The 22268-nt window shown below is 44.0% G+C and carries 26 protein-coding genes and 2 tRNA genes; 20 read left to right on the top strand and 8 right to left on the bottom strand.

What is annotated here, in order from left to right:
- The first annotated feature begins 2 nt into the window (after positions 1-2).
- The 17 genes from ACZ424_RS06380 to flhB are packed head-to-tail and all read left to right on the top strand — an operon-like array spanning position 3 to position 14298.
- Positions 3-1688: a hypothetical protein gene (locus ACZ424_RS06380; RefSeq protein WP_464904149.1), complete on the top strand. Its 1686-nt coding sequence runs from the start codon at positions 3-5 to the stop codon at positions 1686-1688.
- Positions 1685-3628: a tetratricopeptide repeat protein gene (locus tag ACZ424_RS06385; protein WP_464904150.1), complete on the top strand. Its 1944-nt coding sequence runs from the start codon at positions 1685-1687 to the stop codon at positions 3626-3628. The genes ACZ424_RS06380 and ACZ424_RS06385 overlap by 4 nt, the downstream gene beginning before the upstream one ends.
- Entirely contained in the window at positions 3603-3974 is a 372-nt protein-coding gene (gene flgB, locus ACZ424_RS06390) for a flagellar basal body rod protein FlgB (protein WP_464904151.1), read from the top strand. The genes ACZ424_RS06385 and flgB overlap by 26 nt, the downstream gene beginning before the upstream one ends.
- A gap of 2 nt (positions 3975-3976) precedes the next feature.
- Positions 3977-4384 (top strand): flagellar basal body rod protein FlgC, encoded by a 408-nt coding sequence (gene flgC, locus ACZ424_RS06395; RefSeq protein ID WP_464904152.1) that lies wholly within the window; start codon positions 3977-3979, stop codon positions 4382-4384.
- 8 nt (positions 4385-4392) lie between these two features.
- Entirely contained in the window at positions 4393-4686 is a 294-nt protein-coding gene (gene fliE, locus ACZ424_RS06400) for a flagellar hook-basal body complex protein FliE (RefSeq protein ID WP_464904153.1), read from the top strand.
- 15 nt (positions 4687-4701) lie between these two features.
- The gene (fliF, locus tag ACZ424_RS06405; RefSeq protein WP_464904154.1) at positions 4702-6294 is read left to right on the top strand and encodes a flagellar basal-body MS-ring/collar protein FliF; all 1593 of its coding nucleotides are present in this window, start codon (positions 4702-4704) and stop codon (positions 6292-6294) included.
- On the top strand, positions 6291-6959 hold the full coding sequence (locus ACZ424_RS06410; RefSeq protein ID WP_464904155.1) for a FliH/SctL family protein: 669 nt from the start codon (positions 6291-6293) through the stop codon (positions 6957-6959). Before fliF ends, ACZ424_RS06410 begins: the two co-directional genes overlap by 4 nt.
- On the top strand, positions 6931-8259 hold the full coding sequence (locus tag ACZ424_RS06415; RefSeq protein WP_464904156.1) for a FliI/YscN family ATPase: 1329 nt from the start codon (positions 6931-6933) through the stop codon (positions 8257-8259). The genes ACZ424_RS06410 and ACZ424_RS06415 overlap by 29 nt, the downstream gene beginning before the upstream one ends.
- Positions 8231-8878 (top strand): flagellar hook assembly protein FlgD, encoded by a 648-nt coding sequence (locus ACZ424_RS06420; protein ID WP_464904157.1) that lies wholly within the window; start codon positions 8231-8233, stop codon positions 8876-8878. The genes ACZ424_RS06415 and ACZ424_RS06420 overlap by 29 nt, the downstream gene beginning before the upstream one ends.
- 1 nt (position 8879) lies before the next feature.
- Positions 8880-10502: a flagellar hook protein FlgE gene (locus ACZ424_RS06425; protein WP_464904158.1), complete on the top strand. Its 1623-nt coding sequence runs from the start codon at positions 8880-8882 to the stop codon at positions 10500-10502.
- A 3-nt stretch (positions 10503-10505) separates the two neighbouring features.
- Positions 10506-11021 carry a flagellar basal body-associated FliL family protein gene (locus tag ACZ424_RS06430; protein WP_464904159.1) on the top strand — a complete coding sequence of 172 codons (516 nt, stop codon included), beginning with the start codon at positions 10506-10508 and terminating at the stop codon, positions 11019-11021.
- Entirely contained in the window at positions 10984-11253 is a 270-nt protein-coding gene (locus ACZ424_RS06435) for a FliM/FliN family flagellar motor switch protein (protein ID WP_464904160.1), read from the top strand. The genes ACZ424_RS06430 and ACZ424_RS06435 overlap by 38 nt, the downstream gene beginning before the upstream one ends.
- The gene (locus tag ACZ424_RS06440; protein WP_464904161.1) at positions 11246-11539 is read left to right on the top strand and encodes a flagellar biosynthetic protein FliO; all 294 of its coding nucleotides are present in this window, start codon (positions 11246-11248) and stop codon (positions 11537-11539) included. The genes ACZ424_RS06435 and ACZ424_RS06440 overlap by 8 nt, the downstream gene beginning before the upstream one ends.
- Positions 11490-12206, top strand: coding sequence for a flagellar type III secretion system pore protein FliP (gene fliP / locus ACZ424_RS06445; RefSeq protein WP_464904162.1), 717 nt, complete (start codon positions 11490-11492; stop codon positions 12204-12206). Before ACZ424_RS06440 ends, fliP begins: the two co-directional genes overlap by 50 nt.
- On the top strand, positions 12203-12472 hold the full coding sequence (gene fliQ / locus ACZ424_RS06450) for a flagellar biosynthesis protein FliQ (RefSeq protein WP_464904163.1): 270 nt from the start codon (positions 12203-12205) through the stop codon (positions 12470-12472). Before fliP ends, fliQ begins: the two co-directional genes overlap by 4 nt.
- On the top strand, positions 12469-13251 hold the full coding sequence (locus tag ACZ424_RS06455) for a flagellar biosynthetic protein FliR (RefSeq protein WP_464904164.1): 783 nt from the start codon (positions 12469-12471) through the stop codon (positions 13249-13251). Before fliQ ends, ACZ424_RS06455 begins: the two co-directional genes overlap by 4 nt.
- Complete coding sequence (gene flhB / locus ACZ424_RS06460) at positions 13252-14298, top strand: flagellar biosynthesis protein FlhB (protein WP_464904165.1); 1047 nt, start codon at positions 13252-13254, stop codon at positions 14296-14298.
- Here the strand turns inward: flhB and ACZ424_RS06465 are convergent.
- From ACZ424_RS06465 to ACZ424_RS06480, 4 genes are read right to left on the bottom strand one after another with little or no spacing between them, the layout of a single operon-like run.
- Positions 14264-14728 carry a MotE family protein gene (locus tag ACZ424_RS06465; RefSeq protein WP_464904166.1) on the bottom strand — a complete coding sequence of 155 codons (465 nt, stop codon included), beginning with the start codon at positions 14726-14728 and terminating at the stop codon, positions 14264-14266. The genes flhB and ACZ424_RS06465 overlap by 35 nt on opposite strands.
- Positions 14697-15104: a hypothetical protein gene (locus ACZ424_RS06470; RefSeq protein ID WP_464904167.1), complete on the bottom strand. Its 408-nt coding sequence runs from the start codon at positions 15102-15104 to the stop codon at positions 14697-14699. The genes ACZ424_RS06465 and ACZ424_RS06470 overlap by 32 nt, the downstream gene beginning before the upstream one ends.
- Positions 15101-16123, bottom strand: coding sequence for a flagellar brake protein (locus ACZ424_RS06475; RefSeq protein WP_464904168.1), 1023 nt, complete (start codon positions 16121-16123; stop codon positions 15101-15103). The genes ACZ424_RS06470 and ACZ424_RS06475 overlap by 4 nt, the downstream gene beginning before the upstream one ends.
- A 54-nt stretch (positions 16124-16177) precedes the next feature.
- Entirely contained in the window at positions 16178-16843 is a 666-nt protein-coding gene (locus ACZ424_RS06480) for a helix-hairpin-helix domain-containing protein (protein ID WP_464904169.1), read from the bottom strand.
- 32 nt (positions 16844-16875) lie between these two features.
- Between ACZ424_RS06480 and ACZ424_RS06485 the strand changes: the two genes are divergently transcribed.
- Together ACZ424_RS06485 and ACZ424_RS06490 are read left to right on the top strand one after the other, a co-directional pair.
- The gene (locus ACZ424_RS06485; protein WP_464904170.1) at positions 16876-17538 is read left to right on the top strand and encodes a histidinol phosphate phosphatase domain-containing protein; all 663 of its coding nucleotides are present in this window, start codon (positions 16876-16878) and stop codon (positions 17536-17538) included.
- 12 nt (positions 17539-17550) lie between these two features.
- Positions 17551-17645, top strand: a tRNA-Sec gene (locus ACZ424_RS06490).
- Here ACZ424_RS06490 and radA read toward each other — a convergent pair.
- From radA to ACZ424_RS06505, 3 genes are read right to left on the bottom strand one after another with little or no spacing between them, the layout of a single operon-like run.
- Positions 17646-18953 (bottom strand): DNA repair protein RadA, encoded by a 1308-nt coding sequence (gene radA, locus ACZ424_RS06495; RefSeq protein ID WP_464904171.1) that lies wholly within the window; start codon positions 18951-18953, stop codon positions 17646-17648.
- Positions 18954-18978: 25 nt separating this feature from the next.
- Entirely contained in the window at positions 18979-21000 is a 2022-nt protein-coding gene (gene feoB / locus ACZ424_RS06500) for a ferrous iron transport protein B (protein ID WP_464904172.1), read from the bottom strand.
- Positions 20997-21215, bottom strand: coding sequence for a FeoA family protein (locus tag ACZ424_RS06505; RefSeq protein WP_464904173.1), 219 nt, complete (start codon positions 21213-21215; stop codon positions 20997-20999). Before ACZ424_RS06505 ends, feoB begins: the two co-directional genes overlap by 4 nt.
- Positions 21216-21598: 383 nt before the next feature.
- Here ACZ424_RS06505 and ppa point away from each other — a divergent pair, with 383 nt between their 5' ends.
- Complete coding sequence (gene ppa / locus ACZ424_RS06510; RefSeq protein ID WP_464904174.1) at positions 21599-22126, top strand: inorganic diphosphatase; 528 nt, start codon at positions 21599-21601, stop codon at positions 22124-22126.
- Between the two features lie 36 nt (positions 22127-22162).
- On the opposite strand, the gene ACZ424_RS06515 is transcribed toward ppa, so the two are convergent.
- Positions 22163-22249 (bottom strand) — tRNA-Leu (locus tag ACZ424_RS06515).
- Positions 22250-22268: the final 19 nt, after the last annotated feature.

Raw genomic sequence — 22268 nt, forward strand, 5'->3', positions numbered from 1 at the left:
AGATGAACATCCTTAATCTTCTGCTGTTTGCCCCTAAGTTGGGAGATAAAAAAGGTGTTAAACTGGGATTGACGAAGGAAAATAAGAGGGACGGAGTTTTTGATTCTGTCCTTTTAAAGTCTTTAAAGGGAAAAGATAATGAAACTTTTCATTTAAGTAAAATACACCTGCCGAGTTTGAAAGACCCGATAAGGGGTCATTTCCCTTTTCTTTTGATTTATCCGAGTATTGAAAAAGGGCAGATAATAGGAAAATCTGCTCATAGAAGTGAGGAGCAATTAAAAGGAGAAATTTCCGCCTTTTCCTTTTTAGATTTAAAGGAGATCCGTTCCTTAAAGCCATTGTCTAAACTGAGGGGTGTTTTGAAAAGGAGGGGATCTGTTTCTATACCTAAAGTGGAAAGAGAACTTTTATATAAACCGTTAAAGAAACTCTCTTTGAAGGGGTTTAAGTTAAAAACAATTAAAAAAGAAGGTGAACGGCTGTTCAAGTTGGATAAAGAGCAAGTTGCTCATGGGGGAGTTCCCCTCAAAACGGGTTTCTTTTTTGGTGTAGCTCCGGTGCATTTACATATTAAGAACGTCGGTGTGAAAGGGAAAAGTTCTAATCAGGATGAAAGGAAGCGGGTAATAGTCAAAGCAGTTCTTAAAGGGAGTGGGGTATCAAAAGGGAAGGTATCTTTAAAAAATATTAAACAAGTCCTCTCCAAGGGTTTAGATCCTTCCTTAAGGACATCTAAAAGGGAGAAATCTGAGCATAATTTAAGTGAAAATAGGGAATTTAATGAAGTAGAGTTCCTAAGAAAAGATGAAAGTTCAGCTAATACTAAGAAAAATTTCCCAAATGGAAAAAGAATAATGGCCTCTAACTCTGATTACAACTTAAGGGAAGAGATTGAAAAAACTAATGGTTTTAATAGAGAAACTACCTTAACTGAAAAGACCAGTGTCAGTTTTTTAAGTTCCAATTCACCTATAAACTTAGGCGAGAGATTTAGAGCTTCAGCAGATTTTTACTTTCAAACCTTAACAGTAGGGAGTTCTCTACAACTCCTTCCTTTAAAGGAGTACGGTTTAAACCGTAAATTCTTCCATTTTTCTTCAAAGTTTGATAAAAAATCCAAGATAATAAAGGGTGTCTCAGCATCCTTTTCCCCGGATAAGTTCCCCGCTCCAAAGAGGGCGGAGGTGGACAGGAGCTCCCCCTTTCCTGTCCACCTTTTTTCTTCTGCTGTCGGGAACCCCCCATCTCTATTATCGGATAATTTCCCTCAGTTTCAACACCAACACCATTCCAAATTGAACACCGCATATTCAGACGTTCCGTTTACAGGCTCTTCAACTGTTTTTCTGCCGGATATCTCCAACGGTAGTGCCGAAGGGGAACACAGCTTTTTAGAAGCTTCAGACCACTCTTCCCGTTTTCATCCTTTTAAAGAGGATACAGGATTTCAGGTTTCGTATGTTGATAAAAATTTAAAGCTGTTGGCTACATTAAGGGGAAAGGTTCTGAACCTGAACTTAAACCTTTTGGCCGATTGGCACCTTGATCCTTCAACTCTGAAAGACCTTACGGCCGTTATTGAAGATTCGGGCTTTGTTACGGGTAAAATTACACTGAAGCAGAAAAAGGGGCGTTATACGCTGTTTCACGAGAAAGCCTCTGGTGAGCTGGAGTTAAAGGTTTGAGGTGGCTTTGGCTTCTCTTTATCTTTCTGGTTGTTCTTAGCTTTTCTGAAGCGAGAGCTCTTACGGTAGACAGAGACGCAACTCTCTACAAAAGAGGCGTTCAGCAGTTTGAAATAGGTTCTTACTCAACTGCCCTTGACTACTTCCTGAAACTCTTAAAACCCGGCTCTAAATACTACTCTGAAAGCCTTCTTATGTTGTCAAAAACTTACTACGCCATAGGTAGAAAAACCGGAAATAAGAAGTTTTTCTGGCAGGCTTTGAACTACCTTCAGCTCTACTTTATCTCCGCCGGTAATAAACAGCTCCCGTGGGACTACTACTACACAAAAGCCAAGATCTACGAAGCTCTCTCTTTCTATGAACAAGCCCTTGCCGTTTACAGGGTGGCGTTTTTGGCCGCCAAAACTCCCCAGCAGAAGATAGACACTACGATAGGAATAGTCAGAACTGCCGTTTGGAGCAGGAGAAACGACATTGTCGACGAATACTTCATTCTGGTTTCTACCTCAAAGCTTAACCCTCAGGAGGAGAAGGAAGTAGAGTTCTTAAAGGGGCTTATCCTGTTTTCTCAGGGTAAGTATAGAGAGGCTCTTCCATACTTTTTTAAGCTCTACAAGGAGTTTGAGGAATTCCTGATAGACAACCCCGAGTATTACCTATTGGTTGCCGAGGATATCTACAGGACTGGGAACTTAACCCTTGCAGAACAGGTTTTTAGAAGGATAGCTTCCTTTGCAAAAGACCCTTCTGTTATTAGAAGGGCAATTCTTCGGTTGGGGGATATGGAGCTTAAAAGGGGGAACAAAAAACTTGCCTTTATCTACTACTACTCTGTAATTCGCGACTACCCTAAATCTACAGAGAGCTACGTTGCAAGGCTCAAGATCATTCCCATGATGAAAGATCCCGAGATAAAGTATAGAGCTCTCCTTACCGGCGATAAGGCTTTTAAAGACCCGATAAACTACATAGCTAACCTGCTGGTTAACTACAGGACGACCTACGTAGGGGTATACGCCCTTGCCGACCTGGGGTATCTGATCTTTGAGATGGGAGCTCCCTCAAACGTCTTCCGCCGCCTCCTTTGGGAGGTTTCTCTCGTTTTTCCTCAGCAGGTAAAGTATGAGCAGAGGGAATTCTTAAGGTATCTCTGGAAGTCTTACCTTCTTAAACTTCCGCCGGAAAAGGGGTGCGCGCTATACAGGTCAAATCCACAGTTCTTTCAGGAGATATTTGGTAAGGAAGTTCTCTTAAAGTTTGCCTCAGACCTTAAAGTTTGCAATCAGAGAAGGTTGAGGGTGGAGCTCCTCTCATACATGGTCAACCGGTGGAAAGATGACGAGAGTAGGCTTCTTATGGCAGAGGCTCTCTTTGACGACAAGGACTTCTCTGAAGCGTTAAAAGTTTTACAGAAGGTAAAGAACAAGAACTTCTGCCGTTACAACCTCCTCTACTCTGAGATTCAGCTTGTTACCGGAGGTAGACTGCCTCCACCTGAGAAACTTACAGAGGTGTGTAGCGGGAAAAAAACGGTAAAATTAATGGCAGTAGTTTTGGCTGGCTATGTAAACTCGGGGAACGTTGACTCTGCATTCAAGGTATACAGGGAAAACAGGGACGGCCTTTTGAAGGGTTATGGAAAAGACCCTGTAGTAAGGGTAGCTTTAGACAAGCTCCTACAGGCGGCTCTTCTGTATGGGAACTACGGGGTTGCCCTTCAAATGGCTGAAGACCTTGATAAAGCCGGCTATAGAAACTGTTTCATTGACAGCTACTTAACGATTTCGGCCGTTAGGTTAGGTAAGCCTGACGTGGCAGAGAAGGGATACACAGCTATAAAGGGCTGTGTTGACAGTTTCTCCTTACTTGCAAGAACAGCTTACGAAGATGCTCTTTTGGGGGAGGAGAACCTTGGGACTATTCAAACCGTTAAATGAGCTTGGGCTCGGAGCTTCTTACTTCTTCCGCCGTTCAGAGGTAATACAGGGTAACATTGCCAACGTAGATACTCCCAACTACAAGCCGAAGGACTTGGTCTTTGAGAGGGAGCTTGAGGGAGCTCTCCCCCTTAAAAAGACAGATCCCCGCCACATAGACCCTCAAGTGCCTGTTCCGAGGTTTAAGGTAGTAAATTCTCCCGACTACTCAGGATACGACAACAACAAGGTCAACCTTGACAAAGAACTTGCGAAACTTGCAGAGTCCAACCTGATGATAAGGACGATAAATGAAGCTCTCAGGAAAGAGATAGGGAAATTGAAGTTGGTTATTCAGGGGAGGTAGAGGTGATATTTAAAGGCCTTGAGGTTTCCCTTACCGGAATGTTAGTCCAGCGGGTAAGGATGGACATAGCTTCAAGTAACCTTGCAAACGCCAACTCTGTTGATGAAAACGGAAAACCCTACAGAAGAAAAGTTCCCATATTTGAAGCCGTTTTAGACAGCTCCGGAGATGTTCCCGTTTACAGGGTAAAGGTGAAAAAGGTTACTGAAGACCCTTCTCCTTTCCGCTTAAAGTATGACCCTTCAAACCCCCTTGCCGGTAAAAACGGTTACGTAAGGCTTCCGAATGTTGACCCCGTAAAAGAGATGGTTGACATGATATCTGCAATGAGGAGCTACGAGGCTAACCTAACGGCTTTTAACACTTATAAAAACAGCATCCTTAACGCTATTGAGATTCTAAGGGCTTAGGGGGGGATATGAAAGTAGAGCTTAACGCCAATTTTCGTGGCCTTGTTCCCATAAAAGACGGAGTTCAGGAGAAGAATAACGGCAGTTCTTTCTCCCGTATTTTGGAGGACTTTCTCAAAGAGGTTAACTCTCAGCAGCTTTCCGCCAGGGAGATGGAGAGATCTCTCTCTGAAGGAAAGGTTAAGAACATTGAAGAGGCTATGTTCACTATAGAGAAAGCAGACCTGTCTTTACGCCTTTTAACCGAAATAAGGAACAAAGCCCTTGAGAGCTATCAAGAAATAATGAGAATGCAGGTATAACGTAGAGAGGAATCCTTGAAGTTTGACGAGATAAAGGGTAAAGTAGAAGCCCTTTTAAGGGAGAAAGCAAACCCTAAGAATATTGCTCTCATCTTGGGAGCTCTAACGCTACTCTCCTTTTTAACGTTTATTGCCCTTAACAGGCATTCCTCTCAGGATTTCGCTGTCCTCTATACCCACCTGAGCCCGGACGATGCCGGAGAGATACTCTCTGTTCTCCAGCAAGAACACATTCCCTATAAAGTTGTAGGAGACGGTTCAATAATACTCGTCCCGAAAGATAAGGTTTACGATATAAGGCTTAAGCTTGCCGCAAAGGGCATTCCCCACGGTAAGGTTGTAGGTTTTGAAATATTTGATAATACCAAGTTAGGAATAACCCAGTTTCAGCAAAACGTTGAATACCTTAGGGCTTTAGAGGGAGAGCTTGAGAGAACTATAGGGCGGATAGATGCGGTAAAAGACGTAAAGGTCAATATTGCCCTCCCAAAAGAGTCCATATTTGTAAGGCCTTCCGAAGAACCTAAGGCCTCTGTTCTTGTAGAGCTCTGGCCGGGTAGGGATTTAACCCCCGAGCAGGTAAAGGCTATCGTTTTCTTAGTTTCCCATGCAGTTCCCGGTTTGAAGCCCGAAAACGTTACTGTTGTTGACGATAGAGGAAGGGTTTTGACAGACCTACTTTCTGAAAACGAAGATGGGACGGGGGCGGGAAAAGAGCTCCAGATAAAACAGGAGCTTGAGAGGGATATAGAGAGGAAAGTTCAGTCTATGCTCTCTCAGGTTCTCGGTGGCAGCAAAGTTGTTGTAAGAGCTTCTGTAGAGATTGAAACCGGTAAAGTTCAGACTAAAAAAGAGATCTACGACCCCGACATGACCGCCGTTGTAAGTGAGAGAAAAGTTCAGGAAAGTGAGACGGGTGTTAAGAAAAGGCCTCAGGGAGCTCCCGGAACGACCACAAACGTTCCACCTGTAGTTAACTTGGGCTCACAGCAGCAGCTGATTAAGAAAGAGAAGAAAGATGTAACAAAAAACTACGACGTATCAAAAACTGTTGAAGAGTCCTTTACTCCCGTTTTCAAGATAAAGAGAATCACTGTAGGCGTTTTAGTTGACGGAAAATATGAAAAAGTAAAAACGAAGGACGGGACTAATGAATATAAGTTTGTTCCGAGGTCTCCTGAGGAGATAAGAACTTACGAGGAGATAGTTAAGAGCGCAATAGGTTACGACCCTAAGCGAGGAGACGTTGTAACGGTTGCAAGCGTTCCGTTTGAGGCAAAACTCCTTATGAGTCAACCGCAGGGTAAAGAAGAAGCTAAGTGGCTCTATTACGCCATTGCCGGCGGCGTTTTGGGTATACTCCTTGTAGGGGTTCTAGCCTTTAAGCTCTTGAAGGGTAGAGCCAAAGAGGAGATTCCTCCTGAAACTCAGCTTCCGGAGGCCATTATGGCCGAGATGGAGGCAAGGAAGAAACACGAGGAAGAACTTGAGGAGATTAAATTGGAGCAGGACCCCGTCTACCTGAAAGTTGTTGAGATTGCCAGAGACTATCCGGAGCTCCTCACGAACATTATAAGCAAGTGGCTTAAAGAGGAAGGGCTCAGATGATAGACCTTGAAGACTTTTCCCCATTTTTAGAGGTTCACAGGAAGTCGGAATCTAAAGACAGTGGCGTAGAAGAGAGAGAGAAAAGTCTTGAAGAAATAGAGGCTTTTTACAGGGAGGAACTCCTCAAGGTTCAGGAACACTTTAAGAGAGAGATTGAGAGGGCTAAGAAAGAATTTTACAGTAAAGGGTTTCAAGAGGGAGTTGAGAAAGCCCGTTTAGAGCTTGAGGCTCAGATGAAAGCTTCCTTAGAAGAGATGGAGAAGAGCTACCGAGAGAAACTTTCCCAACTAAAGAAGAACCTTGACCTTTTAACCTCGCAAATTGAGGAAAAGGGAAGAGGTGTTATATCTGGGTTCCTTAAATCAGTATCTGAGTCAATAGTTGAAATCTTAGAGTTCCTCTACATCTCGCCTGAAAACGCTCCGTTTGTTAAGAGGAGCTTGGAAGAGCTCCTGTCTACCTTTTCGTCTGAGGAGCTCTTCTCCGTTGAGGTTGGAAAAGAGCTTGGAAAACTCGTTACAGGTAAAAACGTGAAAGTAAATGATAAGTTAGGTGAGAGCGACTTCCGTTTAACCTTTAAAGAGTTTACCCTTGAGTCAAAGCTGAAAGAGAAGCTGAACCTTCTGAGGGAAGAGCTTGAGAGAGAGGTTAAGAAACTTACCTAAGTATAGGGTAAAGGGAAAAGTTTTAGGAGTTAAAGGTACCGTTATAGAGGCAAAGCTTCCAAAAGTTCGTATTGGAGACTTCTGCACCGTTAACGGCTCTTTAGAGGCCGAGGTTGTCGGTTTCAAGGAGGGTAAAACCCTGCTTATGGCCTACGACGACCCCAGCGGCGTTACGTTGGGTTCAGAGGTTGAAGCTAAGCTCTCAGGCCTCAAGTTTCCAGTCGGAGACTCTCTTTTAGGGACTGTTGTTGACCCGTTTGGAAACGTCCTCAACGGAAAGGAGTTTATTCCCACAAACTTTGTTCCCCTTAAACCTGTTCCCGTTAACCCGTTGGAGAGGAAGAGGATTAAGGAACCCCTTGACCTGGGAATTAGGGTAATAAACGCCCTATTAACGGTAGGGAAAGGCCAAAGGTTGGGAATATTTGCAGGGGCAGGTGTTGGAAAAAGCACCCTTTTAGGAATGATTGCCCGCTACACTTCTGCAGACGTTAACGTTGTGGCCCTTATAGGGGAGAGGGGGAGGGAAGTTAAGGAGTTCTTGGAGGACTGTTTAGGCGAAGAGGGACTTTCCCGTTCTGTAGTTGTTGTTGCAACTTCTGACATGCCTCCACTTGCAAAAATACGGGCAGCCCATACAGCCCTTGCAGTTGCCGACTACTTCTCCTCTCAGGGTAAAGATGTTCTCCTGCTTCTTGACTCCCTTACAAGGTTTGCAATGGCACAGAGGGAGATAGGTTTGTCTGTAGGTGAACCACCTACGTCAAAGGGCTACACTCCTTCTGTTTTTTCCGGACTTGCAAGGCTCATAGAGAGGGCAGGAAACTTCTCTAAGGGTGGAAGCATAACCGGTATATTTACCGTTTTAGTGGAGGGTGATGACATCGCCCTTGACCCGGTTGCAGATGCCTCTGTTGGTCTTTTAGACGGCCACATCGTCCTTTCAAGGGAGATGGCAAACAGGAGGCTCTTTCCTGCTGTTGACATTCTTAAGAGCGTGAGCCGTTTAACTCCCCAGTTACTTCCTGAAGAAGTTCTTAGGGATCAGTCTGTTATCTTTAAGTTGGAGAGCATTTACAGAGAGAACAGGGAACTTATCCAGTTAGGCCTTTACAAAGAGGGTTCTTCTCCTCTGATTGACCTTTCTATCTCCGCCCATAGGAAGGTGGAAAACTTTATAAGACAGAGGATTGATGAGAGAGCTCCCTTAGAGGAGTCCATCTCTCAAATCCGGAATTTGGTAGACTCTATACTTAAGGAGGGAGAGCTATATGGCTGTGGACGGCATCTTCTTGAATAGTGACTCACAAGTAAAGGTCGTAGGTCCAGACTACGATAACTCTAAAATGACAAAATCTCAGTTTTTGAAAGTTCTTCTTGCAACGATAGAGTGGCAGGATCCCCTTCAGGCCGAGAACATCTCCGACTTCATCAACAACTCTGTAAAACTTAGGGAGATGGAAGTCTTAAACTCATTTGAAAACAGCGTAGGTGAGCTTAAAAGCTCCCTCAAATCTACAGAGCTCTTCTACGCAACCTCTTTCATAGGAAGAAGGGTTCTCTACCGGGGGGATAAAACCTACGTTAAAGACGGAAAGGGAGAACTCTCTTTTGAACTGAAAGAGCCTGCTTCCTACGTAGAAGTTGTTATTAAAGACTCCAACGGAAATGTGGTTGATAGGAAGGACTTCTCAGACCTCTCTTCTGGCAGCTACCCGGTGGAGATAGACAACCCTTCACTTCAAGACGGCTACTACACAGTTTCCGTTTTGGCTAAAGACAGTAATGGAAATAATATTGATGTTGACCTTGAAAGCTACGCTCTGATTGACGGAGTAAGGAAGAAAGAAGACGGGGTTTACCTAACCACTTCTTTTGATCAAATACCGCTGGAAAACGTAATTGGTATAGGAGGTTGAGATGCTCCAGTCCTTTTACACTGCCTTTACAGGTCTTTCTGCCGATAAGAGGTGGCTCTCCGTTATCTCAGACAACATTGCAAACGTTAATACCGTAGGTTTCAAGGCCGAAAACGCCGTTTTTGAAGACCTTCTTGCAAGAAGTTTGACAACTTTTAAGAATGGAGCTCCCGTCAATCAAGAAGTAGGTGGAGGAACTTTCGTCAGTGCTACGGTTAAGGACTTCGGTCAGGGAACCTTTAAGAACACTAACAACCCCCTTGACTTGGCCTTAGACGGTGAAGGGTTCTTTATGGTTAAAGACCAGTCCGGGGCTACTTACTACACCAGAAACGGTCAGTTCAGGTTAGATGCCAACGGCGACATAATAAACATGCTGGGAATGAAAGTTCAGGGCTGGATGCTTGACGAGAACGGAAATGTGGCAGGTGCTATAAGCAACATAAACATTCTCATGAGTATGGATCCGAAAGCGACAACCTACGTTGCCTTTAAAGATCCTAGCAACCTTGACTCCCGTGCAAAGTTCATCGTTGACAACCCCAATACAGCAGACGTTGACGAGTCTATTTTCAACCCGGCGAACTCTGATACATACAACTACATCAACACGGTAACCATTTACGATTCCCTCGGGAACTCCCACAACCTTGACTACTACTTTATCCATAAGGAAGAAGGCGGAAACGCTTACTGGCTCGTTTTCGCAATGCTTGATGGAAAACCTGTTGAGATACCGAAAGATGGTAATAATTATGCTTTCTTAAAGGTAAAGTTTAAAACAGACGGGACGATTGATGACCCTTCTATAAAGGGTTTTGGAACCGTTTCTTCCCACGGAAGTGAAAACGATTCGGAAGATACCAGTGATAACGGAACTTTCACCCTTTCAAACGCTCCAATCGTTCCAGGAAGCGTAGGAGAGATTACATACACCGTTGGTAGTTCTACTAGAACCCTGTTAGACAACGGGAAGGGGCAGTTGATAGATAAAGAGACGGGAGATGTTAGAGGAACTATAGATTACTCAAATGGCAAGGTTTACATATCTGAACTTGCAAACAACGGTAACAGTGATTCAATAACGGTTTCAGGCTACGAAACTTACGACAGCAACGAGTCAACAAACGCCCTTGACCCGAAGAAGATAGCTACAGCCCCTGTTGATCTTAACAACGGAGCAGCTCCTATTACTCTGTCCTTTAACATCCTTAGCCTTAAGCAGCTTGCATCCGATTTTATGTTCTACGCAGAGCAGGACGGAAACAGCAAGGGCGACCTTATGAGCGTTTCTGTAAGTGAGAACGGGATTATTAAAGCTTCCTATACAAACGGTAGGGTAAGGGATATTGCAAGGCTTGCAATTGCTACTTTTAAAGATAAAGAGATACTTGTTAGGAAAGGAAGTTGGCTTTACGTTCCCAACGTTCAGACCTACACTCCAGTTATTATGCCCGGTGGAGTTATCTCAAAGATTAGAAGTGGAATGCTTGAGATGTCTAACGTTGACATAGCCAACGAGTTTATAAAGCTCATAACTGCCCAGCGTTCCTACCAGGCAAACGCAAGGGTTATTACAACCGACGACCAGATACTCCAAGAGACAATGAACATCAAGAGGTAGTAGATGGCTGAAGAGGAAAAAGTAAATCAGGAACAGGAAGAGAAGGGCGGAGGTAAGAAGAAGCTCATCTTCCTGCTCTTACTTGTTTTACTTGCTGCTGCAGGTGGTGGAGCTGCTTACAAGTTCTTGGTTCTTGATAAAAAGAAGGCGGCTGAAACGAAGGAAAAGCAGGCCGAGAAGATAATAGAAGAGATAAAGGCTACAGAAAACGTTGGTGTAATGTTTGATTTGGGAACCTTTGTTGTCAACTTGGCAGATCCTGATATAGAGAGGTATCTGAAGGTTTCCATAGTTTTAGAGCTTAAAGATCAGAAAGTTCAACAGGAGGCTCAAAAGAGGCTTCCTGAGATGAAGGACGCAATAACAACTCTCCTTCTTACAAAGAGGAGCTCCGACATAAGAACCCCTGAGGGTATAGAGTTTCTGAAGGAAGAGATAGCAAAAAGGGTTAACGCAATTCTTCCCCTGGGCGGAGTAAAAAATGTCTACTTCACAGAGTTCATCATCCAGACAGGATAGTTTAAGGGAGATTGAGAGGTTCAGCGACATAAAGCTTAAAATTTCCCTCGTTTTGGGAAATAAGGAGCTCCCCCTCTCAAAAGTTCTAAAGCTCAAAGGAGGGGACCTTATTGTCTTTGACAAGAAGTTAGAGGACTACCTTGACGTAAAGCTGAACGACCAGGATTTTGGAATAGGTGAGATAATAATCATAAATGACAAGATAGGCTTGAGGTTGGTAGACCTTGTCTGACGAGGCCTTTAAATTTTTCCTTAATTCCCTTTTTCTCATTTTAGGTCTTTTAGCCGTTTACTTTTTCGTTTTAAGGTTCAACCTGAACCTAAGGAAGGGCAGCAGTAGAGAAATTGAGATCTTAGACAGGTGCCCTATAGATAGGGAGAGCTCCCTCATCCTGTTTAGAGTGAAAAATACAACGTTCCTCTGCTGCCAGAGTAGGGGAGAGGTTAAGGTTTTAAGAGAGTGGAAAGATGAAGAGAGTTCAGATACTTCTACTTCCAGCGGTGTTTCTGCCGACTAACTCTTACGGACAGACGGCTTCTGAAATTGCAAACTCCTTAGGGCATGTTGACATAACCCTGAAAATCCTTTTTCTCATAACTGTTCTTGCCCTTGCCCCTTCAATTCTAATAACAGTTACGAGCTTTACAAGGATAGTTATCATCCTCTCTCTTCTTCGCCACGCCCTTGGAACGCCTCAAACGCCGCCGAATCAGGTAATCATTGCCCTTTCACTCTTCCTTACCCTCTTTACGATGGCTCCAACCTTTAAAAAGGTAGATGAGGTTGCACTTCAGCCCTACCTGAAGGGGGAGCTCTCTGACGTTGCAGCCGTTGAGAAGGCTACCGTTCCGCTAAAAGAGTTTATGTTGAGGAACACCCGTAAAGAAGACCTGAAGCTCTTCCTTGATATAAGGGGAGAGAAGCCTTCTTCTCCTCAGCAGGTTTCAATGGTAACCCTGATTCCTGCTTTTATGGTAAGTGAGATAAAGACCGCCTTTGAATTTGTCTTCGTCATTTACCTTCCCTTTGTCGTTATAGACCTGTTGGTTGCCAGTATTCTCATGTCTATGGGGATGATGATGATTCCACCTATGATGCTTTCGTTACCATTTAAACTGATACTTTTTGTTGTTTCCGGTGGCTGGGAACTTCTCGTTAAATCCATTATTCTGAGCTACAGATGACGGTTGATCAAGTTGTCTTTTTAGGGCAGAAGATGTTGGAGGTAGCTCTCATTGTAGGAACTCCCGTCCTCATAATCACTTTTGTTGTAGGCGTTCTCATCAGCATCTTTCAGGCTGCAACCCAGATTCACGAAATGACTTTAACCTTTATTCCCAAAATTCTGGCAGCCCTTGTCTCCATATTTATCTTTGGCGGATGGATGTTTATGAAACTTGTTGAGTATACGAAGGAGAACTTTCAGTATCTTCTTCAGATGGTGAAATGAGCCAACTTGTTAACTACCTTTCAGTCCACTTCGGTGTTTTCTTACTGGTTCTAATAAGAATTGCTTCCCTTTTTATCTCTTTTCCTTTTTTCTCAACGCCGTTTATTCCGCCAAACGTGAAAGTTCTCCTTGTCCTTGCACTCACTTTCTTCATCCTTCCCTACGTTAACGGATCAGTTGACCTTACACAGCTTTCACTTTTGGAGCTCTCCCTTTTGGTTTTGAAAGAGGCTTTGATAGGAGTTTTTCTATCGCTTATTGCCTTTATCTTCTACAGCATAGTCATCTACGCTGCCGAGCTTATCTCATACATGATGGGACTTACAGTCGTCAACATGTTTGACCCTACGTTCGGTATGGTCTCGGTTCTAGGGCGCTTCTTCGTTCTAACCTTCTACGCCGTTTTCTTCTCTACCGGTGCTTACAGGGTTTTTCTCGGAGCTCTCTTTGAGAGCTTTAGAGTTGTTCCCGTAGGCTCTTTTACCCTCTCTGAGCCTTTATACAAGTTCTTTGTGAAGGAGGGAGCTCTCCTCGTCGTCCTCTCGTTTAAAATGGCCTTCCCGTTCATTTTAGCCCTTTTCCTGACCAACCTTACCCTTGCACTGATAAACAGGTTAATTCCTCAAATAAACGTTTTTATAGTAGGCCTTCCCGTTCAGCTCTTTATAGGTCTTTTCCTTCTTACCGCAGGTTTTTCAGCCCTTATATACTTTACAAGGGGACTGGTTGAGAGGTTTATTGAAGAGTTTTTAACCGTCTTTAAAATTTTAGGAGGATAGGTGGCAAAAGACCCTTCAAAAACCGAAAAGGCGACCCCGCGACGGCGCCAGAAAGCCCGGGAAGAGGGACAGGTTTTAAAGAGTCAGGACGTTCCCATAGCCCTTTCCCTCATTGCCGTTTCCCTTACTCTGATTTTTTACCTGCCGTTTTCCTTTAAAAATTTGAGGGATTACGTCTACTACGTCTTCTCCCAGTCTGCCTACCTCGATATTTCTCATCTAATAACAACTTCCATTTATATCTTTTTTTTCTTGGTTATTCCTGTCTTTATAGTTCTTCTTCTTGTCGGCGTTTTCGGAAACGTAGTCCAGTTCGGTTTTGTTTTCACGCTAAAACCTTTAACTCCTAAAGTTTCAAACATTAATCCAATTACAGGAATTCAGAGGGTCTTTTCCTTTAAAACTCTATTTGAGACCATAAAGAGCTCTCTAAAGCTCTTAATTGCCGTTGCTGTGGGTTACTATGCTTTAGTCCATACACTCTATGGATTCAGCTCACTCTCTTTTATTCCTTTTAAAGACGAGAGTTACCTTTTCTCCAGAGATTCTGTTTTCCTCTTTTTTACCTTCGGCCTCCTTTCTATTCCCATTGCTGGCCTTGACTACCTCTTTAGGCGCTGGGAGTATGAGGAGAACTTAAAGATGAGTAAACAGGAGGTTAAGGAGGAGAGGAAGCAGCAAGAAGGACATCCCCTCGTTAAGTCCGCCATAAGGCGCCGTCAGAGGGAGATAGCTATGAAGAGGATGATGGCAGAAGTTCCAAAGGCAGATGTTGTTATTACAAACCCTACCCACTACGCCGTTGCTCTAAAGTATGAAAGGGGTAAGATGCACGCTCCAAAAGTTGTCGCCAAGGGGGTAGACTCTGTAGCTCTTAGAATTAAAGAGATTGCTCTGGAAAATAGGGTTCCAATAGAAGAAAACCCAGAGCTTGCAAGAACTCTCTACGATACCTGCGACATAGGAGATTACATACCGGAGGAGCTCTACAGGGCTGTTGCCCGTATTTTGGCTAAGATTTACCGCCGGAAGGGGAAGCTTCCTTAAGGTTTGTAAGGATTTTGACTATTTTGTCAACCATTTTCGGGTCTACGTAGTTCAGTACTTCTCCCGCTACCCTGCTTTTCATGTTGTATAGGATGTAAGCTGCCTCTTTAGGGTCTGTCATTGCCGAAATCTTCTGACCTGCCATTTCTGGATCCATCTTAGAGAACATCTGGGCGAGTTTCTTATACCTTTCAGACTGGACTTCTTGAACCTCTTTCTCAAACTCCTCTTTCTCTTTCTTTAGGGCTTCCCTCTCCTGCTCTATCTTTTTAAGGATCTCCCTGTTCTTCTCTATTAGTGATTCAACTTTTTTCTTGAGGGAGAGGAGTTTCTCTATCTCTTTTTGTGTCTCCTTTTTCTCTACCTGTTCCTGTCCCAAAGCGTTGGGGAACAGAAGGCTAATCAGTATAACGGCTACCCAGAACCTCATGGATGAACCTCTCTAAAAGGAGCTCTTCTCTCCTCTCTTTTTCCCTTACCCGTTTCTCAATAAACTTCTCTACAGCCTTAACCTCTCCCCTCTTAACGGCCACTTTTTCCTTCTGCTTTTCTAACTGTTCTTGAAGGAGTTCCATTTCAGCTCTGAGCCTTTCCAACTCTTTTAAGAGAGCTCTCCCCGTTTCCTTCCATATTCCGAGCTCAAAAGGGTTTTTCACGCTGAGACTTTTAAGGGAGTTTAGCCTCTCCTGAGTTTCTCTCTCTCTCAGTTTCAGCTCTTCCCTTTTTGTGAGGAGCTCCTTCAGCCTCCTTTCCTCGTCCGATAACTCTCTCTTCTTTACCCTTAAAACCGTCGTAAGCCCTTTCATCCTCTCTTCTTCACCATTAACTGTGCCAACTTCTGCTGTTCCTTCTTAACAAAGTCGTGTATGAACTTCTGTTCTTCCGGTTTGATATTTTCAAACTTCACGCCGTAACACGTAGCGTGCCTTCTGGGGTAGATGTTAAGAACGGTAGCTTTCAGGTTAAACTGTTTCTCGGCAAGGACAAAACTGAGGGTGAGACTTGTCATAGGCTGGAGCTCCGTCTGGTAGTCGCTCAGAGAGATACACACTTTGGCTCCACCTTCAGATATGTCAACAATTTCCCCGTTAAGCCACTTAACATCCTCTCCAATCTGGACTCCGACCTTAACGGGAATTTCAACCTCTACTCTCGTATACTCTCTTCTCTGATACCTCGTTAGCTCAAAGGTTTGGGGAATTTTGAGGATAGTTTTCCCGTTCTCCCTGATCATCTCTTTAACAGTACTTTCAAACTTGTATATACCGTCTCCCTTCCTTATAAAGGAGACAGTTACCTTCTGACCGACTAAGTTTGGAATTCCCTTCTTATCAATAACTGCCCAGTGCATAAACTTTTCGTCTTTGTCAAAGAGTGCAACTTCAAAACTCTCCTTCGTAGGGGTGTAGAGCTTTGCAGGTTGGAAGAGTTCTATGTCTTTTGTTGAGACGAGAGGAACAAAGTAAGGAACGTAGTCAAACCCTAACTTAGAACGCATGTCCTGAATTAGTTTCTCGTCGGCGTTTGGGTCGGTTCTTAGGTATAGGTCAACGACTTTTTCAAAGGGAGCTTTAAACTCAAGGGCTAAAAACGGATCTCTTCCCAACTTAATGGAGTATTCCCAGAGTATCTGAGCCTCCTTTTCAGATAGCCCTCTATCGTAAGCCTCTTTGAAAAAATACTCCTTCAGTTTCTTTGACCTTAAGTAATTCCTGAGAAGTCCAATTAGAATTAAGCCCAAAATTAGAACGGCAAGAATCAGTATAAAGACTATTACCGTATCTGCACCGGCTTGAGGCAGCTTTAAGAAGCTAAGGTTTCGCATAAACCTATTCCTCTGAGAGTTTAGGCTCATCTATTCTAACACAGAGGTTCTTTTCTACCTGCCTTGATTAAGGTATATCAAACATTTAAAAGAGAAAGGGCAATTTTTACAGTTTGGGTTTTTCCTGCACTTAATTTTTGAGTGTTCAACTATTAGAGCGTGGAGCTCCTTGTAAATTTCCAGATTTCGTTCAACCGGTGGAATTTCACTTTCAACAAGTCTTTTTACAGCTTTGTAACCTATCTTTTCGCTCTCTATCAATCCCAACCTGTAGAATAACCTTTTTGTATAGGCGTCTACAACAAAACTCGGTTTATCTAAAGCGTAAAGGAGTATGCTATCAGCAGTTTCCTTTCCGATTCCTTTTACTTTTAAAAGCTTTTCTCTCAGGTCTTTCAAGTTCCCTTTTTTTAGGCTCTCTATTCCACCTTTTTCTAATATGAACTTGCTTAGGTTTTTCAGGTATTTGGCTTTCTGACGGAAGAAACCGGCAGGTTTTATTAGTTCTTTCAGTTTTTCAGGAGAACAGGAGATTATCTTTTCAGGTGATAGAAGGTTTTCTTTCTTAAGGTTCTCTATTGTTTTTTCAACGTTTTTCCAGCTGGTGTTCTGGGTTAGAACTGCCCCTACACAGATTTCAAAAGGAGTGTCTGCTGGCCACCAGTTCTGCTTTCCGTAGGTCTTCAGTAGAACTTCGTAAATCTCCGTTATACTTTTCATAGTTTAGAAAATCTATTTCGGGAGTTTGAGAAATGATAGACCTTCACACCCATACGTTTTTTAGCGACGGGGAGCTCCTCCCCAGTGAGTTGGTTCGTAGAGCAGAAGCCATTGGTTACAGGGCTATTGCAGTAACCGACCATGCAGACTTTTCAAACTACAAGTTCCTTTTGGAAAAGCTCTACGAGACTTTAGAAGTTCTCAATGAGAACACTTCACTCGTTGTCATTCCCGGCGTTGAAATTACGCACGTTCCACCGGTTAGAATACCTGAACTTATAGAGAGGTGTAGAGAGGCTGGGGCTAAAGTTGTCGTTGTTCACGGTGAAACGGTTGTTGAGCCTGTTGCTCCGGGAACAAACAGAGCTGCAATTGAGGGTAGGGCCGACATTCTTGCCCATCCTGGTCTTATTACGCGGGAAGAAGTTGAGCTTGCCAAAGAGAACGGAGTCTTCCTTGAGATTACAACCAGAAGGGGCCACAGCATAACAAACGGCCACGTTGCAAAACTTGCTACAGAGGTAGGAGCTCCTATGGTAATAAATACCGATACCCATTCCCCCGGAGACCTTGTAACGAGGAGCTTTGCCATTACTGTCGGTGTAGGAGCCGGACTTACGGTTTCACAGGTTGAGGAGTGTTTTGCCAATAGCGAGAGTTTGGTAAAAAAGTTGACGGGAAAGGGGTTCCGTTAGAAATTTAACTCTGGAGGCGGACGGGGGCTGGTGTCCCCCCCGGACTTCAAATCCGGTGGCCCCGCTAGGAGCGGGGTGGTGGGTTCGATTCCCATCCGCCTCCGCCATTAAATAAGGAGTTTCTCCGGAATCTCAGAGATGTGCTTAATTCCAGTAGCCACTTTAAAGCCGTTTTTTTCAGCCTCTTTCTGGCGGAGCTCCTCCAGCTTTACCCTTCTAACTTCTCCTATTAAGCCTATTTCTCCAAACAGGGCTACTTCGGGTTTTACAGGTCTGTCAAAGTAGCTTGAGATAATTGCTGCTGCTACGGGAAGGTCAATTGCAGGCTCGTCAACCTTTACCCCACCAACAACGTTGACGAAAACGTCAAAGTTCCTCAGTGGAATTCCCAACTCCTTCTCTACCGTTGCAACGATTATGGAGAGCCTGTTTGCGTTTATTCCCTTTGCTCTCCGTTGAGGGGTTGTAAAGACTGCCCTCGTTACAAGTGCTTGAACTTCAAGGAGTAGAGGCCTACTTCCCTCTATTCCTGCAAACACGACCGAGCCAGCCTTCTCTTTAGGCCTCTCCTCTAAGAAAAACTGAGAAGGGTTCGGGACTTCTTTAAGTCCCTCCTCTGTCATCTCAAATACGGCAAGCTCTCCCGTTGACCCAAAACGGTTCTTAATACTCCTGAAAATTCTGAAGTTGTATCCCCTGTCCCCTTCAAACTGAAAGACGGCGTCAACTATGTGCTCCAAAACCTTGGGGCCAGCAATTGTCCCTTCTTTTGTTACATGACCTACTATAAAGCTGGTAATGCCCCTTCTCTTTGAGAGGTTCGTTATGAATGCCGCACACTCCCTTACCTGTGAAACGGAACCTGCAGCAGACTCTATGTAGGGAAGGTAGAGGGTTTGGACGGAGTCATATACAGTTAACACCGGATTGACCTTTTCAACCTGTTTGCCTATCTCCTCTAAGTTGTTCTCTGAGTAGATGAGGAGGTTTTCCTTTTCAGCTTTGAGCCTTTTAGCCCTAATGGCCACCTGTTCTGGAGATTCTTCTGCAGTTACGTATAGAACTTTCCCTCTTTCGGCAAAAAGACTTGCAACCTGAAGGAGGAAGGTTGACTTTCCTATTCCCGGCTCTCCGGAGATAAGAGAGACTGAGCCTTTAACGAGTCCTCCTCCTAAGACCCTGTCAAATTCGGGAATGCCGGTCTTCTCTCTCTTTTGGGCGGAGTTCCTTACTTCGGTAATAGGAATAGGAGCGGAAGTGGAAGGACTTACCCAAGAGGAACGGTGTTTCGGCTCTGACTTCTCAACCTCTTCAACCAAACTACCCCACTCTCCACACTCGGGGCACCTTCCTGCCCATTTCGGAGTTCTGTATCCGCACTTCTGACACACGTAAACGGTTTTTCTCTTTGCCAAATTCTCTCCAGAAAGCTTTTATAAACTATACAAATAATTTTGAAATATGGTAAACCGTAAAGGCAGAAACCCACGCAACTAAGAGCTCTACCGCCACAACTCCTAACGGAAACTTCCAGTTCCCGCTTTCCTGTTTAATCGCCGCTATCGTTGCAACGCAGGGAATGTAGAGAAGGGTAAATACCAGATAGGCCAGAGCGCTTTCCGGAGTGAATGTTGACTGGAGAGCCTTAACAAGCCCCGACTCCCCTGTTCCGTAAAGTGTTCCCAGTGTCCCCACTACGACCTCTTTTGCCAGAGCTCCAAAAATTAGAGCTACTATCGGTTTCCAGTCGTGTATTCCTAAAGGCTCAAAGAGAGGGGCCAGATATTCTCCTATTCTTCCTACAATGCTCTCCCTACCTGCATATTCCGTTCCGGGTGGAAGTGAGGCGAGAGCCCAGATAAATACAGAAACGGCAAATATTATCGTTCCTGCTTTAAATATGAACTCTCTTACTTCTATCCAAGTTTGGTTAAATACAACGTTCCACGCCGGTAGTTTGTAGGGGGGGAGCTCTATAAAGAACTCGTCTTCCGTTTCTTTTACAAACCTGGACATTACAAGTGCGAAGAGCAGCGCCATCAGAACACCGAAGAGGTAGAGGCCGAATATTACGACAGATTGGTAGTTTTTAAAGAAGGCTGCAACAAAGATTGTATACACCGTAAGCCTTGCGCTACACGACATCCAGGGAATTATTGCCATTGTTACCATTTTCTGGACGGAAGACCTCATGGCTCTCGTTGCGTATACGGCCGGAACGTTGCAGCCGAATCCTAAAATCATAGGAATAACGGAAGCTCCGCTTAAGCCGAAGTGTTTCATAAAGTTGTCCCAAAGGGCTGCCGCCCTTGCCATGTATCCGGTGTCTTCAAGAATAGACATTAAAAAGTAAAGGATTCCCAAAACGGGAATAAAGACCATTACTGCACCAACCCCTGCTAAAACTCCATCGTTTATTAACGAAATAGCACTTTTTGGCAGAAAACTAAGGTAATTTTCAACCAATCCTGGTAGGTAAGAGCTGAAAATCTGGTCAATCCAATGGGAAAAAGGTGCACTAAGTTCAAAGGTTAGCTTGAAAACCAGCCACATTACTGCGAAGAATATAGGAATTCCTGTTACAGGATTTGTGATGATTTTGTCTATTTTGTCGCTTAACTTTTCTTGAGGGAGTTCAACAGTGTTCTTTACAACATATGTAGCTATTCTTGAAGCAAGCATGAATCTCTCTTTTGCAACAAAAGATGGAAGGTCACATTTATGTTTTAGCGAAATCTCAGATTCTATTTTTTCTATCTCTTTCAGTATTTCATCGGCAGATTTAAACTGTTTTTTCAAAGCATCAACTATTTTAGGGTCTTTTTCAAGGAGTTTTATTGAAAACCACCTGAGGTTGTAGGGGAAGTTTAGTGGGAGTTCCTCTTTCAGCTTTATCTCAATTAGGGATATGGCGTTCTCTAAATCTTCTGAGTAGACAGGAGTAAAACCTTCAGGTTTAAGGTCTTTAGTCGCAACCATAAGGAACGTTTCCGAAAGTTTTTCAAGTCCCTTTTTCTTTACAGCTGAAACTTCAACGACGGGAAGATTGAGAGCTCTCTCAAGGAGGCCGGCATCTATTGAGTAACCGTAGTTCTCAAGCTCGTCTACTTTGTTTAGGACTATTACCGGCTTGATTCCCATCTCAAGGAGCTCTAACGTCAGGTAGAGGTTTCTACCTAAAAGAGTAGCGTCAATAACATCTGCAACGACGTCGTAGTCTCCCTTTAGAAGAAAATTTCTAGCTACTCTCTCCTCTAAAGTGTAAGAAGTAAGACTATAAATTCCGGGAAGGTCTATCAGCTCAATCTCAAATCCCCTAAAGTTATATCTACCAACTTTTTTCTGAACAGTAACTCCCGGCCAGTTTCCCACCTTTTCGTTCGTTCCTGCGAGGGCGTTCATTAGAGCTGTTTTCCCAACGTTAGGGTTTCCGGCCAGGGCAACTTTTATCTTTTTCTTCATACTTCTTCCACCTCTATTTTTGATGCCATACCCTTTCCTAAGGCGATTCTACTTCCCGATACCTCAACGATGAGAGGTCCCGGTGCCGACTTTACTATCTTTAAGATGGAACCGGGAAAGATCCCTATAGATGCAAGTCTATTCCTAAGTCCGGGGCCGCCGTAGATATTTAAAATCCTTACATTTTGCCCTTCTCCAACCTCAACAAGCCTCATCTTGTCCTCCTTTTCTCCGTAAGTTAGATACTATTAACTTTATTTGTAAACGTCAACTTTAAAGGGTATTAAAGACTGTCGGAGAGTTTAGGAGGGATGTTGATGCCGCTGAGCCGAACTATCTGCTATGTTTCGGTGCTGACGCACTCGGACAACAAGCGGGTGTTCGGCTTTAGCTTACGCCTTCGCCCAAATCACCTTCTGTAACTTCAGATACCCACCATCCGTTATACGACAGAGAAGTCCGCTTTTTATAATTTTGCGGGCCTTAGTAGCTGTTAACAAGTGTATATGGTTAGCCATAGGAGTGTAAATCCACCCGAAGCCTCGCATCTTTGATGTTTAGAGTTATAATCCCCCCAAAATGTATAGGGAGGTTAAAAATGGACGTAAAGAAAATACCACCGGGAAAGAACCCGCCGGAGGATATTTACGCTGTAATTGAGATTCCTCAGGGGTCAAACGTTAAGTATGAAGTGGACAAGGAGAGTGGAGCGGTTTTTGTAGACCGATTTCTCTTTACTCCAATGTTCTACCCAGCAAACTACGGTTTTGTTCCCAACACGTTGGCAGACGACGGAGACCCTATTGACGTTTTAGTAATCTCCAGACAGCCTGTTGTTCCGGGGAGCGTGATAAGGTGCAGACCTATCGGTGTTTTGGTTATGGAGGATGAAAGCGGAAAGGACGAGAAAATAATTGCCGTTCCTGTAGATAAGCTGGACTTAACCTTTAAGAACGTTAAAGAGATAAACGACCTTCCGGAAGCTACACTTAACGAGATTAAACACTTCTTTGAACATTACAAAGACCTTGAACCCGGGAAGTGGGTTAAAGTCAAAGAATTTAAAGGAAGTGATGTTGCAAAAGAGATGGTAATGAAGGCCGTTGAAAACTTTAAGAACAGCTAAATCCTTACTCCCGCCTTTCGGGCGGGTTTTATTCTTTGGTGCCCGGGGCGGGAATCGAACCCGCACGGGCTTGCGCCCAAGGGATTTTGAGTCCCTCGCGTCTGCCAGTTCCGCCACCCGGGCTTTTCTTTCGGACTTATAA

This window comes from Thermovibrio ruber (assembly GCF_055380895.1).

Excerpts from the sequence above, each read along its gene's own strand:
- ACZ424_RS06475 (WP_464904168.1), bottom strand. The coding sequence starts at position 16,123 with ATGCGAAACCTTAGCTTCTTAAAGCTGCCTCAAGCCGGTGCAGATACG.
- ACZ424_RS06470 (WP_464904167.1), bottom strand. The coding sequence starts at position 15,104 with ATGAAAGGGCTTACGACGGTTTTAAGGGTAAAGAAGAGAGAGTTATCG.
- ACZ424_RS06505 (WP_464904173.1), bottom strand. The coding sequence starts at position 21,215 with ATGAGGCTTGTTGAGGTTGGAGAAGGGCAAAATGTAAGGATTTTAAAT.
- ppa (WP_464904174.1), top strand. The coding sequence starts at position 21,599 with ATGGACGTAAAGAAAATACCACCGGGAAAGAACCCGCCGGAGGATATT.
- fliP (WP_464904162.1), top strand. The coding sequence starts at position 11,490 with ATGAAGAGAGTTCAGATACTTCTACTTCCAGCGGTGTTTCTGCCGACT.
- ACZ424_RS06455 (WP_464904164.1), top strand. The coding sequence starts at position 12,469 with ATGAGCCAACTTGTTAACTACCTTTCAGTCCACTTCGGTGTTTTCTTA.
- ACZ424_RS06430 (WP_464904159.1), top strand. The coding sequence starts at position 10,506 with ATGGCTGAAGAGGAAAAAGTAAATCAGGAACAGGAAGAGAAGGGCGGA.
- feoB (WP_464904172.1), bottom strand. The coding sequence starts at position 21,000 with ATGAAGAAAAAGATAAAAGTTGCCCTGGCCGGAAACCCTAACGTTGGG.
- ACZ424_RS06425 (WP_464904158.1), top strand. The coding sequence starts at position 8,880 with ATGCTCCAGTCCTTTTACACTGCCTTTACAGGTCTTTCTGCCGATAAG.
- ACZ424_RS06410 (WP_464904155.1), top strand. The coding sequence starts at position 6,291 with ATGATAGACCTTGAAGACTTTTCCCCATTTTTAGAGGTTCACAGGAAG.
- ACZ424_RS06380 (WP_464904149.1), top strand. The coding sequence starts at position 3 with ATGAACATCCTTAATCTTCTGCTGTTTGCCCCTAAGTTGGGAGATAAA.
- fliQ (WP_464904163.1), top strand. The coding sequence starts at position 12,203 with ATGACGGTTGATCAAGTTGTCTTTTTAGGGCAGAAGATGTTGGAGGTA.
- ACZ424_RS06420 (WP_464904157.1), top strand. The coding sequence starts at position 8,231 with ATGGCTGTGGACGGCATCTTCTTGAATAGTGACTCACAAGTAAAGGTC.
- ACZ424_RS06435 (WP_464904160.1), top strand. The coding sequence starts at position 10,984 with ATGTCTACTTCACAGAGTTCATCATCCAGACAGGATAGTTTAAGGGAG.
- fliE (WP_464904153.1), top strand. The coding sequence starts at position 4,393 with ATGAAAGTAGAGCTTAACGCCAATTTTCGTGGCCTTGTTCCCATAAAA.
- ACZ424_RS06480 (WP_464904169.1), bottom strand. The coding sequence starts at position 16,843 with ATGAAAAGTATAACGGAGATTTACGAAGTTCTACTGAAGACCTACGGA.
- ACZ424_RS06465 (WP_464904166.1), bottom strand. The coding sequence starts at position 14,728 with ATGAGGTTCTGGGTAGCCGTTATACTGATTAGCCTTCTGTTCCCCAAC.
- ACZ424_RS06485 (WP_464904170.1), top strand. The coding sequence starts at position 16,876 with ATGATAGACCTTCACACCCATACGTTTTTTAGCGACGGGGAGCTCCTC.